Origin of the sequence: Flavobacterium sp. 123, from assembly GCF_003634825.1 — a bacterium.
In the GTDB taxonomy this organism is placed as follows: Bacteria; Bacteroidota; Bacteroidia; order Flavobacteriales; family Flavobacteriaceae; genus Flavobacterium.
Genome location: NZ_RBXD01000001.1, coordinates 1,256,967 through 1,272,917, shown reverse-complemented (window position 1 = coordinate 1,272,917; position 15,951 = coordinate 1,256,967). Strand labels below are relative to the sequence as shown.

The 15,951-nt window shown below is 32.0% G+C and carries 13 protein-coding genes; 6 read left to right on the top strand and 7 right to left on the bottom strand.

Translation table 11 applies throughout. The features are described 5' to 3' along the window. The first annotated feature begins 11 nt into the window (after nucleotides 1-11). Nucleotides 12-1,337: a murein hydrolase activator EnvC gene (locus tag C8C88_RS05680; protein ID WP_121337181.1), complete on the top strand. Its 1,326-nt coding sequence runs from the start codon at nucleotides 12-14 to the stop codon at nucleotides 1,335-1,337. Between the two features lie 57 nt (nucleotides 1,338-1,394). Here the strand turns inward: C8C88_RS05680 and C8C88_RS05675 are convergent, their stop codons facing one another. The 3 genes from C8C88_RS05675 to C8C88_RS05665 are packed head-to-tail and all read right to left on the bottom strand — an operon-like array spanning nucleotide 1,395 to nucleotide 4,799. Further along, complete coding sequence (locus C8C88_RS05675; RefSeq protein ID WP_121337180.1) at nucleotides 1,395-2,342, bottom strand: transglutaminase family protein; 948 nt, start codon at nucleotides 2,340-2,342, stop codon at nucleotides 1,395-1,397. 5 nt (nucleotides 2,343-2,347) lie between these two features. Beyond that, nucleotides 2,348-3,301, bottom strand: a complete 954-nt coding sequence (locus C8C88_RS05670; protein WP_121337179.1) for an alpha-E domain-containing protein — start codon at nucleotides 3,299-3,301, stop codon at nucleotides 2,348-2,350. 52 nt (nucleotides 3,302-3,353) lie between these two features. After that, nucleotides 3,354-4,799: a circularly permuted type 2 ATP-grasp protein gene (locus C8C88_RS05665; protein WP_121337178.1), complete on the bottom strand. Its 1,446-nt coding sequence runs from the start codon at nucleotides 4,797-4,799 to the stop codon at nucleotides 3,354-3,356. Nucleotides 4,800-5,268: 469 nt separating this feature from the next. Between C8C88_RS05665 and C8C88_RS05660 the strand changes: the two genes are divergently transcribed. Beyond that, the gene (locus C8C88_RS05660) at nucleotides 5,269-6,015 is read left to right on the top strand and encodes a 1-acyl-sn-glycerol-3-phosphate acyltransferase (protein ID WP_121337177.1); all 747 of its coding nucleotides are present in this window, start codon (nucleotides 5,269-5,271) and stop codon (nucleotides 6,013-6,015) included. 54 nt (nucleotides 6,016-6,069) lie between these two features. On the opposite strand, the gene recA is transcribed toward C8C88_RS05660, so the two are convergent. The 4 genes from recA to C8C88_RS05640 form a co-directional block, all read right to left on the bottom strand. Further along, the gene (recA, locus tag C8C88_RS05655) at nucleotides 6,070-7,077 is read right to left on the bottom strand and encodes a recombinase RecA (RefSeq protein ID WP_121338583.1); all 1,008 of its coding nucleotides are present in this window, start codon (nucleotides 7,075-7,077) and stop codon (nucleotides 6,070-6,072) included. 194 nt (nucleotides 7,078-7,271) lie between these two features. Then, the gene (locus C8C88_RS05650) at nucleotides 7,272-7,787 is read right to left on the bottom strand and encodes an acyl-CoA thioesterase (RefSeq protein WP_121337176.1); all 516 of its coding nucleotides are present in this window, start codon (nucleotides 7,785-7,787) and stop codon (nucleotides 7,272-7,274) included. A gap of 36 nt (nucleotides 7,788-7,823) precedes the next feature. Further along, complete coding sequence (locus C8C88_RS05645) at nucleotides 7,824-8,207, bottom strand: DoxX family membrane protein (RefSeq protein WP_121337175.1); 384 nt, start codon at nucleotides 8,205-8,207, stop codon at nucleotides 7,824-7,826. 5 nt (nucleotides 8,208-8,212) lie between these two features. Beyond that, nucleotides 8,213-9,361: a DNA polymerase III subunit delta' gene (locus tag C8C88_RS05640; protein WP_121337174.1), complete on the bottom strand. Its 1,149-nt coding sequence runs from the start codon at nucleotides 9,359-9,361 to the stop codon at nucleotides 8,213-8,215. A 402-nt stretch (nucleotides 9,362-9,763) separates the two neighbouring features. Here C8C88_RS05640 and C8C88_RS05635 point away from each other — a divergent pair, with 402 nt between their 5' ends. The 4 genes from C8C88_RS05635 to C8C88_RS05620 all read left to right on the top strand — a co-directional run bounded on the left by C8C88_RS05635 (nucleotide 9,764) and on the right by C8C88_RS05620 (nucleotide 15,828). Beyond that, the gene (locus tag C8C88_RS05635) at nucleotides 9,764-10,207 is read left to right on the top strand and encodes a hypothetical protein (RefSeq protein ID WP_121337173.1); all 444 of its coding nucleotides are present in this window, start codon (nucleotides 9,764-9,766) and stop codon (nucleotides 10,205-10,207) included. A gap of 81 nt (nucleotides 10,208-10,288) precedes the next feature. Further along, a complete protein-coding gene (locus C8C88_RS05630; RefSeq protein WP_121337172.1) occupies nucleotides 10,289-11,581 on the top strand; it encodes a hypothetical protein in 1,293 nt (430 codons plus the stop codon). Between the two features lie 100 nt (nucleotides 11,582-11,681). Then, nucleotides 11,682-13,148, top strand: a complete 1,467-nt coding sequence (locus C8C88_RS05625; protein ID WP_121337171.1) for a gliding motility-associated C-terminal domain-containing protein — start codon at nucleotides 11,682-11,684, stop codon at nucleotides 13,146-13,148. 1 nt (nucleotide 13,149) lies between these two features. Beyond that, a complete protein-coding gene (locus C8C88_RS05620; protein WP_121337170.1) occupies nucleotides 13,150-15,828 on the top strand; it encodes a type IX secretion system membrane protein PorP/SprF in 2,679 nt (892 codons plus the stop codon). The last annotated feature ends 123 nt before the right edge of the window (nucleotides 15,829-15,951 follow it).

Below are 15,951 nucleotides of genomic sequence, written 5' to 3'. Positions count from 1 at the left end.
ATATTTTTAATATGCCAAAATTTCTCCTAAGCCTAATTTTTATTTTTATGACTTCATTTATATGGAGCCAAGAAACGCAACAAGAAAAATTAGAGCAACGAAAAGCTCAGATTCAACAAGAAATTAGAGAAAACGAAAAGCTATTACAGTCTGTTAAGAAAAAAGAAAAAACAGCTGTAAATGTAATTGTTATCCAAAGCAATAAGATAAAGCTTAAAGAAAAACTAATTAATACTACCGAAAAGCAAGCCAAGCTTTTGAGTAATGATATGTATATTAATCAACTGCAAATCAATAAACTTAAAAGAGAATTAGTTGTGCTCAAAGAAGATTATGCTAAGATGATTGTTAAGTCATATAAAAGCCGTTCGGAAGAAAGTAGAGCAATGTTTATTTTGTCTTCAGAAAACTTTTTGCAAGCCTATAAAAGAGCGCAGTATATGAAACAATATACTAGTTATCGAAAAATTCAAGGAGAAGAAATAAAAGTAAAATCTAAAGATCTTGTTCAATATAATGACAAACTTGATGTTCAAAAAACGGCTAAGAAGAAGTTGATTGCTGAGAATGAAAAAGAGAGATTAGCTTTAGAAAAAGAAAAACAAGAGCAACAAAAATTAGTAAATTCTATCAAGAAGGATAAAAATAAAATTGCTGCTGACATCAAGAAAAAACAACAAGAAGCAAGGTCTATTGACAAACAAATTAACAGGTTAATTAGAGAAGCAATTGCAGAATCAAACAGAAGAGCAGCTTTAGAAAAAGCAAAAGCAAAAGCATTGGCTAATGCAAATTTAAAAGCAGAATCTAAAACAACTACGAAGGCAGAAACAAAAGCGGAATCTAAAAAAATGGAGCGTGAAGCCGCAGCTGCACCTGTATCTTCAACAAAAATTGAACTAACACCTGAAGCTAAAATCGTAGCGGATAATTTTAGAGCAAATAGAGGAAGATTACCATTTCCTGTGGAAAGAGGTTTTATTTCTTTAGGATATGGCGACCAAGCACATCCAGTATACAAATCATTGATGATTCACAACAGCGGTGTCGAAATCACTACAGATCAAGGTGCTAATGCAAGAGCTGTTTTTGATGGAGTTGTTTCTAGTGTAATCGTTTTATCGCCTGTAAATAAAGCAGTAATGATTCAACACGGAGATTTCTTTACGGTATATCAAAACCTAAGTTCAGTAAGTGTAAGCAAAGGAGAGCATGTTAACCGAAAGCAAAATATTGGAAAAGTAAGAACCAATGGAGAAACTGGGAAAACAATAATTAAGTTTTTAATTCTTCAAAATACTACTTATAACAATCCTGCAAGTTGGTTGTCAATGTAAGAGGGATATTATTTAGAAACAAAAAAGAGCACTATTTCAGTGCTCTTTTTTGTTTTATTATTGCTGCTGTTGCTGCATGTTTTCGATATAATCTAATTGTTCTTGTAGTTGAGTTGAAACGACTTCTAAAAGAACATTGTTTATTTCTTCAAACTGCCTTCCATCTTCATAGCCGATTGATACGGATACTGAAAGTGTTTGTTTAGCAAGTCCTTTGAATGTTCCTTTTACAGGAGTACAATCGGTGAAATTTCTTCCAACGGATAGTTTTACATGGTTTTCCATCGTCCAAATATTATTTGTAGGATCTAAACCAAGCCAACCTTGTTTTGGGGAGTAAATTTCAACCCAAGCATGCGTAGCGCCTTCACCACGAAGACCGCTTTCGTTAGGACAGATATATCCGCTTACATAGCGTGAAGGGATTCCTGCAGTGCGAAGCAGTTGCAATAGAACATGTGCAAAATCTTGACAAACGCCCTTTTTGATTTCTAAAATCTCATCAACAGTTGTTTCAATATTGGTGATTCCTTTTGTGTAAGTAAAATTAGAAAAAACATATTCATTACACCGTTGTGCAATTTCTATAATAGATTTGTTTTTAAAGTCTATTTTATCTAAAATAGCATTGATTTCGTTTTGTTTTTCAATAACTTCTGGATAACAAAGTCTTAGCAGGTTAATGCTTTTTTCTTTTTCTTCTGTTAAATCCTCTATAGTAGTGCTTTCTATTTCTGGAATTTTCAACGAATGATTTACACGAACTAACATTCGTGATTCGATTACCATTTCGGAATGTGTTTCTAAGGTGTTGAAGTTCCCTACACGATTCCCAAAACAATCTTCAGAAATGTATATCTCAGGACTATTAGTTATCAAAAGCTGATGTTGTAACACATCTTGATTGTCAAAGTTATGTGGAAACAAACGAATCTCGTTGATGCTTTCTTTTATAGGCCAATTATATTGGTATTTTGTAATGTGGATTATTTTAAAAAGTGCCATTTATATTATGTATATGAAAAGAATAATTTAGAAAAATCAGTTGAAAATTGATTTAATTGTGCTTTCGTATTGTTCAGAACTTCTTCTAGTTGGTGATTGCTTAGATTATGATAATCCGTATATTCAACATAGCTTTTAAGTCTTCCAAATTGATTGTTCAATGTTCGAGCTTCACTTAGTGTATTGTCTCGGAATAAATAAGTTAAATGATCGCTGATTAATTCTAAAGTATATATTACAGAATGAGCAAAATCTTTATTAAAAATAACTTGTTGAACAACTTTACGATTGTGAGGAATATTGCTATAGCTTTTTAGATACATTTCGTAACCAGATAAAGACAACAATAATCTTCTCCAATATAATAAATCCTCATCGCCTTCAAGGTTGTAATTAATTGGCGCGTAATAGGCTTGTGTTAAAGAAATAGTTTGCAAGCATCTTTCAATATGTTTTCCAATACCTGAAAAGCACCAACCAGAACCTCTTGGCATAGTTACTTGAAGAATTCCGTTATAGAGCAAGAAATCTTTGTTGAGTTTCGTTACAATCTTCAAAGCACTTGAGGTTTCTAGTTTTTTTGGTAATTCAGGAGAATTGATATAATGATATAATGAATTGATGTGTTCCCAAAGTTCTTTGGTTATTTTATCTTGAGAACCTCTTGCATTTTCGCGCGCTTTATTCACTAAGTTTTTTACTGAATTATGGTTTTGACTATCACAAATAATATATTTAAGAATAAATGTAGTATCGTGTTGAATCTCTTTTATTTTTTCTTTAGGCAGATCAGTATAGTATTCTAATAATGGTTTGAAACCTTGATAATTCTCTATTTCTTTGTCAAAAGACAGGATGTAAAAGGTATTCAGCGTTAACATCATTCCATCTGTTCTCTCCATGTATCGGTCTAACCAAAACATTCCATCTGCCACTCGACTTAGCATATTTACTTTCATTTTCTGTATCGTTTATTTAAAAATAAGGAAAAGTAGTTTTTCGTTTTTTTAGTTATTGTATAATCCAAGTGTCTTTACTTCCTCCTCCTTGTGAAGAATTCACCACTAAGGATCCTTCGGTAAGCGCAACTCTAGTTAATCCTCCGGGTACTATTTCAACTCCTTTTGGACCACATAAAGCATAGGGCCTTAAATCCACATGTCGGAGTTTTAATTCGCCATCAATTAAACAAGGAACCGTACTCAACTGAATTATAGGCTGTGCAATAAAATTTCTAGGGTTATTACAAATGGCAATTTTTGCATTTTCTAGTTCCTCATCAGTTGCTTTATTTCCCATTATCATTCCGTAACCACCACTTTGATTGGTTTCTTTTATAACCATGTTTCCCATATCTGCAAAAACTAATTCGCGCTCATCGATATTTTCCATTTGGTAAGTAGGAACGTTTTTAAGAATTGGCTCTTCGTTTAGATAATATTTTATCATATCCGGAACATAAGCATATACTGCTTTGTCGTCCGCAACCCCATTTCCAACCGCATTTACTAAGGCTACATTTCCTTGTCTGTAAGCGCTAATTAGACCTGGAATTCCTAATGTACTGTCTGGTTTAAAAACTAAAGGGTCAAGATATTCATCATCTAATCTTCTATAAATTACATCAACTTGATGAAGGCCTGATGTGGTTTTCATATATACTTTATTGTTGTTAACAACAAGGTCTCTACCTTCAACCAATGGGATTCCCATTTGTCTTGCTAAAAATGTATGTTCGTAATAAGCAGAATTATAAATACCAGGAGTTAACAAAACTACATTTGGATTTGAAATATTTCTTGGAGACAATGAAACAAGAATGTTATGAAAAATCATAGGATAATTACTCACCATACGAACATGATTAGAAGACAGCATTTTTGGAAAAATACGTTTTGTAATCTCTCTGTTTTCAAGCATGTAACTTACGCCACTAGGGCATCTTAAATTATCTTCCAAGACATAGAATTCTCCTTTTGCACCACGAATTAAGTCAATACCAGCAATGTGTACGTGAATATTATGAGGCACTTTTATACCATGAACCTCTTGAATATAATGCGGACAAGAAGCAATTAAAGAAGCGGGGATTATTCCGTCTTTTATAATATTTTGATTATTATAAACATCTTCTAAAAATAAATTTAGCGCCGCTAATCTTTGTTTTATTCCTGATTCGACTTCGGTCCATTCGTTTTTTGTAATAATTCTGGGAATAATATCAAACGGAAAAATTCGTTCTATTCCCTGATTATCATCGCTATAAACAGTAAATGTAATCCCCTGATTCATGAAAAAATCGGCTGCTTGTTTTTGTTTATCGCTCAGATATTCATGATCTGAAGTTTGTAACTTTGCTAATACTTGGCGGTACGAATCACGTACTCCTTCATTTGAAAACATTTCGTCCCATCCATTAATGTTTAATTTAGGTGTCAATTTCATATTTTTTTTCATTATTAAAAAATTAAACTTTTGATTATTTGTAGTTCAAAAAACGATCATTTTTAGCTAAATTATTACTTTTTTTTAGACAAAAATGACGTTTTTATGATTATTTGATAATTAATGCAATATTCTTTTTTTGGTAATTATTTTTTAATAATTCTTTTATTTTTTTAGCTAGTTTTTTTCAATTTCGCATTCAAAAAATCAATAAAACGGCATTAACCCTAAAAAAATAAGGGGTTCGTGTTCAAATAATATCGTAAATTATAAATATAAGTATAAAAAACACGGGGGTGCTTATTAAATGTAATTATTAATATTAAAAACCCACAAAGATGTTTTCTTAAGCAAGGATTAAAATATTTTATGCTTTTATCTGTTTTATGAACTACTATAAAAGAACTTAGAATATGCTTTAAATAATTCTATTTTTAATTCTTTTGTTTAAAGTCACACTTGATTTCTTATTTTTGATGTTATGAGAATAATTAAAATTGGTTTTTGGTTGTTTTGGCGCATATGGTTTTATGTGCTAATGGCTATTCCTATACTTATTATGTTGCCATTTTTGGTCATTTCTATATGGACAGAAAAAGGGTATCCTTATTTCTTTAAGATGGCTCGATTATGGGCAAAATTTATTCTTTTCGGAATGGGGTTTTATTATAAAGTTGAAAAATCCGAAGAATTAGATTCCAATAAAAGTTATATGATTGTTGCTAATCATACTTCAATGGCTGATATTATGTTGATGCTGGCTGTTATTAAAAACCCATTTGTTTTTGTAGGTAAAAAAGAATTATCAAAAATTCCATTGTTTGGATTTTTCTACAAAAGAACTTGCATTTTAGTGGATAGAAGTTGTTCTAAAAGCCGAATGGAAGTTTTCAATAGTGCAGAAAAGAGAATTAAGCGCGGGCTGAGTGTTTGCATTTTTCCTGAAGGAGGTGTTCCTAATGATGAGAAAATAGTTTTAGATACATTTAAAGATGGTGCTTTTAGATTAGCAATAGAACATCAAATTCCAATTCTTCCAATTACCTTTGGCGATAATAAAAAAAGATTTTCGTATACTTTTTTTAGTGGTAGCCCAGGAATTATGAGAGTAAAAATCCATTCGCTCGTTCAGACTTTGGGTAAAAAAGGAGTAGATAGGAAAGAAATTAGAGAAGAAGTTTATGATATAATTCATAAACAATTGATCGATTTTGAAAAAGAAATTTAAAGTAAAATTAAGGTATAAAAAAAGAGTTCACCAGGATGAACTCTTTTTAATTTATTAGGCATTTGCCAATTCTTTAATATGTGCTTTGATTTTTACTTCTAGCTCATCTGCTAATTCTGGATTGTCTTTTATTAAAGACTTAACAGCATCTCTTCCTTGTCCAAGTTTTGTCTCGCCATAGCTAAACCAAGAACCTGCTTTTTTGATAATTTCAAATTCAACAGCTAAGTCTAAAATCTCTCCAGTTTTAGAAACTCCTTCACCGTACATAATATCAAATTCAGCTACTTTGAAAGGAGGAGCAACTTTGTTTTTTACCACTTTTACTTTCGTTCTGTTTCCAATTACGTTGTCACCATCTTTTATTTGTGATGAACGACGAATATCTAAACGTACCGAAGCATAAAATTTTAATGCATTACCACCAGTTGTTGTTTCTGGGTTACCAAACATTACTCCAATTTTCTCTCTTAATTGATTAATAAAGAAAACGGTACAATGCGTTTTGCTGATAGTTCCTGTCAATTTACGTAACGCTTGTGACATTAATCGTGCGTGAAGACCCATTTTAGAATCTCCCATTTCACCTTCAATTTCACTTTTTGGAGTCAATGCTGCAACAGAGTCAATAACAACAATATCAATGGCACCAGAACGAATTAAATTCTCCGCAATTTCTAATGCTTGTTCTCCATTATCGGGTTGAGAAATGATTAAATTTTCAATATCAACACCTAGTTTTTCTGCATAATTTCGGTCAAAAGCATGCTCAGCATCTATAAAAGCCGCTATTCCGCCTGCTTTTTGAGCTTCAGCAATGGCATGAAGTGTTAAGGTTGTTTTACCAGATGATTCAGGACCATATATTTCTATAATTCTTCCTTTTGGATATCCACCAACTCCAAGGGCTAGGTCAATTCCTAAAGAACCGGAAGAAATAGTTTCTACTTCTTCGATGGCTTTGTCCCCCATTTTCATTACCGTACCTTTTCCGTAGGTTTTATCTAGTTTGTCAAGCGTAAGTTGTAGCGCTTTTAATTTAGCTTCTTTCTCTGAACTCATCTTTTCTTTCATTTATTTGTATCTCTTTTTTTATTTTGAATGAAATATTTACATAAAATATTCCATCTGTTTTCGAATGGATATTTCGTAAAAATACTTCTTTTTTTTAAGTTACGGGACTTCTTTTTGAAGCATTTTTTTGGATGGAAAACTAAAAAATAATTTTCTTTTCTACCAAAATAAAATCGTGCTTTTTAGTCTTCTATAAATAGGGCTTTTAACTCTGTAGCTTCGTGTGGTTTTATTTTTCCTGCCAGAAGAAGACTTAGTTGCTTACGTCTAAGTGCCGCTTCATAACGTAGTTTTTCTAAATCAGTTTCTGGAATTATCGGAGCTATTTCTACAGGTCTTCCGGTATCATCAACCGCTACAAAAGTATAAATGGCTTCATTAGCTTTGGTTCTATTTCCTGATTCTCTGTCTTCTGTCCAAACATCTATAAAAATTTCCATAGAACTTTTGAAAGCTCTTGACACTTTTGCTTCAATAGTTACAACGCTTCCTAAAGGAATGGCTCTATTAAAAGCGACATGATTTACAGACGCAGTCACAACAATTCTTCGGGAATGTCTTCGAGCTGCAATACTTGCTGCGCGATCCATTCTGGCTAATAATTCACCTCCAAAAAGATTGTTCAAGGGATTTGTTTCACTAGGTAAAACTAAATCGGTTAATATTGCTAGAGATTCTGAGGGGTGTTTTGGAGTCATTTATATGTAATTACTATTTTATAAAATTCAATTTTGTTAATTCAACCAATATACGGCCATTACCGCTGGAATAAAATAAAGCACGATTGTTCTTGCTCCATCATAATCCTTAGCTAAACGTTGTCCAAATAAAAGCATGAGCAGTGTGATGCAAGAAAACACAGCCCCATAATAGCCAAATAGTCTACCACTATTTAATAATAATTCAATTGCTCCAACTACACATAAAATACCTGAAACAAGTTCTAATATTAAAACATGTAATAAGGCTAACGGCACTTGGTTTTTTAATTGGGTTTTAGCAAAATGACCTTTCAGCCATTCTAAATTGTCTTTCCAATAAAAAAGTTTGTCATAACCAGATTGTAAAAATGTAATTGCTAAAAAAACTAAAATTAGAATTGAGGCAACATTGTTCATAGTTCTTATTTTTTATGTATTAAACGAGTAAGTCTTATGGATAAATCCGTTAAAATAATTTTTGCATTTCCGTTGCGTTCTATATGATACATAGCATCAGATAGTTCTTTATAAATATCATTTATATTATTTCCATTTACAAAAGGAGCAAAATTTTCGAGTTTGAATTTTTCGACCTTTGGTTCCATGTAAACTAAATCTTTGGTTTCATAATTCAATAGTAAAGCTTGTCGGAACATTTCGATGCAAAACTGTAGAAATTTTTTCTGAGTTTCTCTTCCCAAGCCAGCTATTTGTTCGCTCCATTGAATTAAATCTTGAATAGCCGCTGCATTACCTTTTGCCTTAAATGCTGCTCGCACCCATGTTACAAACCATAAATCAAATGGAGATTCATCAGTGTCATCATGCGATAAATGCAATGCTTTGTTGAAATTTCCTTGTGCTTGATGTGCAATTTTAGAAGCTAGCTTTGGATCCATTTGCTCCCTATCTATTAGAGCGTTTGCAATACTTGCTTCGCTTAATCCATTAAAATTAATGATTTGACATCGAGAACGAATGGTTTGAATAATATCTTCTTCATGTTCAGATATTAAAATAAAGACTGTTTTTTCGGGTGGTTCTTCTAATAGTTTTAATAATTTATTAGATGCGGCAGTGTTTAATTTGTCGGCCATCCAAACAATCATAAACTTATAGCCACCTTCATATGATTTTAAGGATAATGATTTCAAGATTTCCTGTGCATCATCAACTCTTATTTCGCCTTGTTTATTTTGGACACCTAATAAGGAATACCAATCAAATAAACTTCCGTATGGATTTTGAGTTACAAATGTTCTCCAATCCGTTATGAAATCAATGCTTTTTGGTTTTGTCTTTACTTCCTCGGTACTTACAGTAGGGTATACGAAATGTAAGTCAGGATGTGAAATTTTTTGAAATTTAATATTACAAGATTCATTAGGTCCTGAGTTTTCTCCATTTATATTAGTACACAATATATATTGTGCATAGGCAATAGCCATAGCTAGGGTTCCGCTACCTTCTGGACCTACAAATAATTGTGCATGAGGGATTCTACCTAAATCGGCACTTTTAGTTAAATGACTTTTGATGTAATCCTGACCTATAATTTCTGAAAACTGCATGAAGCAAAGATATAAGAAAATGGTTTAGTCAAAAATTTTCGAAAGCAAAGTTTTCCAATTCTAATTGTCAAATCAATAAATTTATTCTAGAGATTTTCTTTTTGCTTTTTTTACTTAAAATTTAAATTGAAGCATACAATTTGGATTTGTCTTTTTTGAAAAAAGAGTGTTTGATTTCTTGATATGAAAATTTCAATTTGTTTTTTGGTAAAATCAAGAGTTGAATATTCCTACAAATGTATTTTTTGTTTTGAGTAAAATATCGGATGAAATGCACATTTATTCGGTGTTTTGCATGTTTTTTCTCAATTTGTAATACTTTTAGCTAAAATAATTATCAACAACGAATTGTTAATTAAATTTTATTTTGTAAATTTGTGTATATAATTAAAAGCTTAAGTCATGAAAGCAAGAGTCATTTTTATCAGTATTCTTTTTTTGTTAGCAACTGGGTTTTCTTTTGCTCAAAATAAAAATGCACCTAAAAGCATTATTAGTACCACAGCAATAATTAAAAAATATCACGATCAAAAAGAATTGGTTGGGATGCAAAAAGGAGAGTTGTTGGTATTGTGTATTGAACGAATGAGTGTTCTTGCTAAAACATTGCCTTATGTAGCTTTGGCAACTAAACCTGGTGTAACCATGTCTGATTTAGGAATTCCTAATAATTCAGATTACAGAAAAATATTGGAAACTCAAGAAGAGGCTACAACAAGTTATCTTGAAACAACTGCTGATTTTCAGAAAAAGATTTTGCCGTATTCTGACAAAGATGATTTGATAGCAGCTATTTTATTCTATGAAAATATATTGAAATCATTACATGAGTTTAAAGACATGTAATTTGTAAAAGAAGTTCAGTCTTCGCTTTGATTTTTTAACAATAGAAAAAGTACTTAGTACTAAAATTTATAACTTTTGATCATGAAAAATTTAACACAAATAATAGGGATAGTTCTTCTTCTAGTAGTTTGTGACGTAAATGCACAACAAGAAAAAGGAATAATAGGATTTAATAGTTGGTTAAATAACTGGACTGAATTTAAACCTAACAAAGTAGAGTATAACGAAGCCAATCAAATTTTGACAGGTTCTATTTCTGTAGACACAAAGTTGTATAAAAAAAATGTTTACGTATTACAAGGTAATGTATATGTAACAAATAATGCAACATTGACTATTGAACCCGGAACAGTTATTATTGGAGACTTTGATTCTAAAGCATCACTTATTGTAACAAGAGGTGCAACTATAATTGCAAATGGTCTAGAAACTGACCCTATTGTTTTTACATCTAACAGAAGCGTTAAAAAAGCTGGAGATTGGGGAGGAGTAATCATTCTTGGAGATGCACCAACTAATAAATTTGGCAATGTTTCTTCTGTGAATTTTGACACTGATGTTGCTTTAACTTCATATGGAGGTACTAATAGCAATAGCAATTCAGGAATTTTAAAATTTGTAAGAATTGAATTCGCAGGAGCAAAAATTAAAGGATTAGGTAATTTCAACGGTTTGTTATTAGGAGGAGTTGGAAGTAAAACAACTCTAGAAAATATAATGGTAAGTTATTCTGCTGGAGATTCTTTCGAAATTTTTGGTGGAGATGTAAACTTAAATAAATTGATTTCTTATAAATCAAGTAATGACGATTACAAATTCAATTATGGAGTACAATGCCGTATAGATAATTCATTAGCGATACGTTCTTCTTATTTATCAAGTAGTACAGGTTCTAGATGTTTAAATGTTCTTTCTTACGATAAAAAAGAAGAAGCTGATTTTTCTAAAAAACACACATTGGTAACAGCAACTAATTTAACTTTAGTTAATAATAGTGAAAATATCAAAGCTGAAATTGAATCAGGATTAGTTAGAGAAGCAGTTTATGTTGCTGAAAATGCATCTGTTGATTTTAAAAGAACTGTGATTTCTGGTTTCAACCCTGCTATACTTTTGGATACTAAAATTGCTGTAAACGATGATAATCTTAAAAAAGTAAAATTACAAGAAATGTACTTTAACTTATGTAAAGGAAATATCTTTGTTGAAAACGATTCTAATAACGAAGATTTAGAAAGCTGGTATGGTAATGCTGCTTTTTTCAATGTATATTCTCAAGGAGAAAATAAAGAGACATTTATTGATTTTCAAAACGAGAAAAGACCAGATTACAGATTACGTATTGGTAAAATTACAGCATCAAATGATGATTAAATAAAAGTAATGTTAGTATGATAACTGTTTAACAAAGGCCAAGAAATTTTAAAAAAAGAATATTTATTTATAATTTCGGCTAAATAAATATTTTTAGTGAATGAGAATTTCCATTGTAGATAAATATTTTTTTTGTTTTCTGACTCTGGTTTTATCTTTAACCACAGCTATTCATGCGCAAGTTATAACGCCACAAACCCTTGTTTTTAGTAAAATTTGTGCGGGAAGTTACAATCAATTTGATGCAACTTTTAATTATTCAGGTTTTCCTGCATTAACAACTTTTGAGGTACTACTTTCGGATAACTTAGGCAGTTTTACGAACCCAACTACAACCACAACTTTAGCAACTTTAGACCTTTCGGTATCAAAAAAAACAATAACTTTTGCAGTACCTGAAACATTAATAGGGTCAGAAGTTTACAAATTAAGAATCAAGAGTTCTACAGGCTACATCAGCGGGGATTTTTCTATTAAAGACCCCAATAATAGTAGTGCAACAATTCCTTATTTTCCGGCATATTATAAGCCTTATGAAGATGTTTATTTTATAAATAATAAAAATCCAGCGGCTTATTTGTGTTCAGGTGGAACCATAACGCTAGCTATAGATAATCCAACTCCATCTATTCCAAACTCATCTCCTTCAAACTATCCCAATATAAAGTACAAATGGTATAAAGATGCTAACGTTATTTCGGGACAAACAGGATCTTCAATAATTGTAAATTCAGCAGGAACCTATTATGTTGAGATTGATTATGCTTCCTGTACGGATTCGAATTCGAAATCAAATAGTGTTATAGTAACACAAGTTTCAGGAACGGTCTTGCCGATAACCTCAAGTCTTGGAAACCCATTTTGTTCTGGAGGAGTAGCTACTACGCTTACTTCAGCATCAGGAAATACCTATCAATGGTACAAAGAAAATGTAAAAATTGAAGGCGCAACAGAAAATACCTATCAAACAAATCAGTCAGGAACTTATTCTGTTTCTATAGATTATGGCAATTGCCAATCTAATTCGGTAATTAATTTAGAGGCATACCAAATTGAAAGTTCTATAAATATTGCCAGTACAAGTACACTTGTTTCGGGTGAAACAAAAACAGTTGTGGCTACTTCAAATGCCATTAATCCTACTTATGAATGGTATCAAAATGACGTACTAATATCAGGTGCTACATCAAATACTTACGATGTAACTATTGAAGGGACTTATAAAGTTATTGTAACACAAAATTCCGGCTGTATTATCCAGGACGAAATTCCTTTTGTGGTTAATCCAGTTGTAGATTCAAATGTTACCACAATTCCTAATTTGATTAGTCCAAACAACGACGGCATAAATGATACATGGGTAATCCCTCAAGAATATGCTGTAGGGAATAATGCTGAGGTTCTAGTAATGGACTCAAACGGAGAAATTGTATTAAAAACAAATGGATATTTAAACAATTGGCCAGAAGCAGCATTAGATTTTAAAAACATAAATCCTGTTTATTATTATATAATTACGACTCAAGATAAGAAAGTAAAAAAAGGTTCTATAACTATAGTTAAGTAATATGAAAAAGTATGCACTAATTATAGTCCTTTTTTTAAGTACCCTATCGGTATTGTATTCCCAGGAGGATGGAGTTGTCTCGTTTTCATTACCCGTTAGAAACTCTTTAAAATTTAACAGGTATATCATAAACCCAACTTTTAGTTTTGTTAGAGAACAAAGTTCTTATGTTAGTTTTTATAACAAGAGACAATGGGTTCAATTTGATAATGCGCCACAAACTTATTTGTTTAGTTATTCAGGAAGATTTAGAGACAATCAAGGAATTGGAATTGGTTTATTTCAACAAAATTATGGTGTGTTAACTACTTTTGGGGCAGTGGCGAATTTTGCTCATAATGTTGAAATTCAGGGTGATAAAAACCTGACTTTTGGAATTAATGTAGGATTTTATAAAAGCGGTCTAAACAAAGGTAAAGTACTCACAAACTACCCAGATCCTGCTTTAGATAACATTCCGTCCAACTCATTAATTGCTATAAATCCCGGAATAAATTATGGAACTGAATTTCTTGATTTTGGATTATCAGTAAACAATTTAGTATTATACAATCTTAAAACTTCTAAAATTGTAGAAGACGACCCTCAAAAAAGCATTGAAGCATATATAATGCATACAGGATATTTAGAAACCTATGGTTTTTTGGATGGAAGTAAATTTTCAGGATTGTTAAAAACAGAATTAAGAAAAGATAAAACCATTATTTCAGGATTAGTTATGTTTAGTGTCCCAAAAGGAATTTGGGCACAAGCAGGTTACAATACTTTATATGGAATGTCAGGAGGAATTGGGTTAAATATTACACCAAAAATTTCGGTAGAATATAATTTTGAAAAGGGTACGGGTAATTTATCCAGCTTCGGTTCTTCTCACGAAGTTGTCTTTGCGTATAAATTTAAAAGCAATAATTATTACCGAGATGAAGATGATGAAGGTTCGTTAATTCCGCCTGCAGATGAATCAAGAACGGTTTATAAAAAGCCAAATGTAAGTACTCCAACCCCAACAAAACCAGTAATCGATGCTAAAGCAAAAGCAGATGCCCTAGCTCAAGCCAAATTGGCTGCTGACACAAAAGCGAAATCCGATGTTCTTGCTCAATCCAAATTGGTTGCTGACGCCAAAGCAAAAGCTGATGCCCTTGCTCAGGAAAAATTAGCTGCTGATACTAAAGCAAAAGCCGATGCTCTTGCCAAAGCTAAATTGGTTACTGATGCTAAAACTAAAGCAGATGCCATTGCTCAGGAAAAATTAGCTGCCGATGCAAAAGCAAAAGCAGATGCTCTTGCTCAGGAAAAATTAGCTGCTGATGCCAAAGCGAAAGCCGATGCTCTTGCCAAAGCCAAACTTGCTGCCGATGCTAAAGCAAAAGCTGATGCACTTGCTCAAGCAAAATTAGCTGCAGATGCAAAAGCAAAAGCTGATGCAATTGCTCAAGAAAAACTTGTAGCCGATGCTAAAGCAAAAGCTGATGCACTTGCTCAGGAAAAATTAGCTGCCGACGCCAAAGCAAAAGCAGATGCCCTTGCTCAGGAAAAACTTGTAGCAGATGCCAAAGCGAAAAATGATTCAATTGCAAAAGCCAAACTTGCTGCCGACGCCAAAGCAAAAGCCGATGCGCTTGCTCAAGAAAAACTTGCTGCCGATTCCAAAGCGAAAGCCGATGCGCTTGCTCAAGAAAAACTTGTAGCCGATGCTAAAGCAAAAGCTGATGCACTTGCTCAGGAAAAATTAGCTGCCGACGCCAAAGCAAAAGCTGATTCAATTGCAAAAGCCAAACTTGCAGCTGAAGCATTGGCGAATGCCTCAAAAGATGAAACTGCAAAAGCGATGGATAATTTAGCGCAAAACATAGAAACATATAATAAAAACCAAAGAGAATTGTTAGCTAGATTGAATACTTCAGTAGCGAATAAAGAAAACGATTTGAAAGAATTAAGAGAGGAAAATGATTTAAATGATAAAGGAATCTTTAAAGAACCAAAAGCATTTAAAAGCACTTCGGCGGAAAACAGTGAATTAGAATCTTTAAAACTACAATTAGCAGAAGTTAATAATACACAGAAACAATCCATTGAAAAACTTTCAAATTTATATAATGAAAGACTCAAAAAAGTATCTGATAAAAATGACGCTTTAACTCAAAGCTATTTAAAAACAATTAATGATTTAAAAGCAGAACAAAATAAAGCACAGCAAACGAATAGTACTTTATTAACTTCATTAGAAAAAATTAAAGTTGAGACCGAAATTGAGAAAAAACGAAGAATTAAACGCGCTGTTTTTGTTAATGACGAGCAAAGACATTTACAAGATGTTGCCGCACTTAAACGAATAAAAGAAACAACACCTTATAGTGCAACGCCATTAAAACCGGAGGATTTTGATTATGGAGATGAACAATCGAATATGCAAATTTTAAAAAGCATTAAAAATGTTGATAATGGCTACTATATAATTGTAGCAGTGCATAGTGATGTTGCAAAAAGAGACGTATTTTTGACCAAAACAGTAGCTTCTGGACAATCTAATATTGATTTCTTTTATGATGCGAATTCAAGCAGGTATTTTATTTATGATGCTAAATTTGAAAATATAGAAGATGCTAAAAAAGCATTGAAAACGAAAGGAAACAAACCTTATAATGGAAAAATGACAATTGTAAAAATTGAAAATTAATTAAACTAACAATTAGTGATAAAACGACATTAACATTTTTTAATAATGCATCTAATTTATTTTCAGTAATTTAGAGTGATTAAATCCAGTTTTGTACTATTCGAAATAACTCAGATGTGCCCC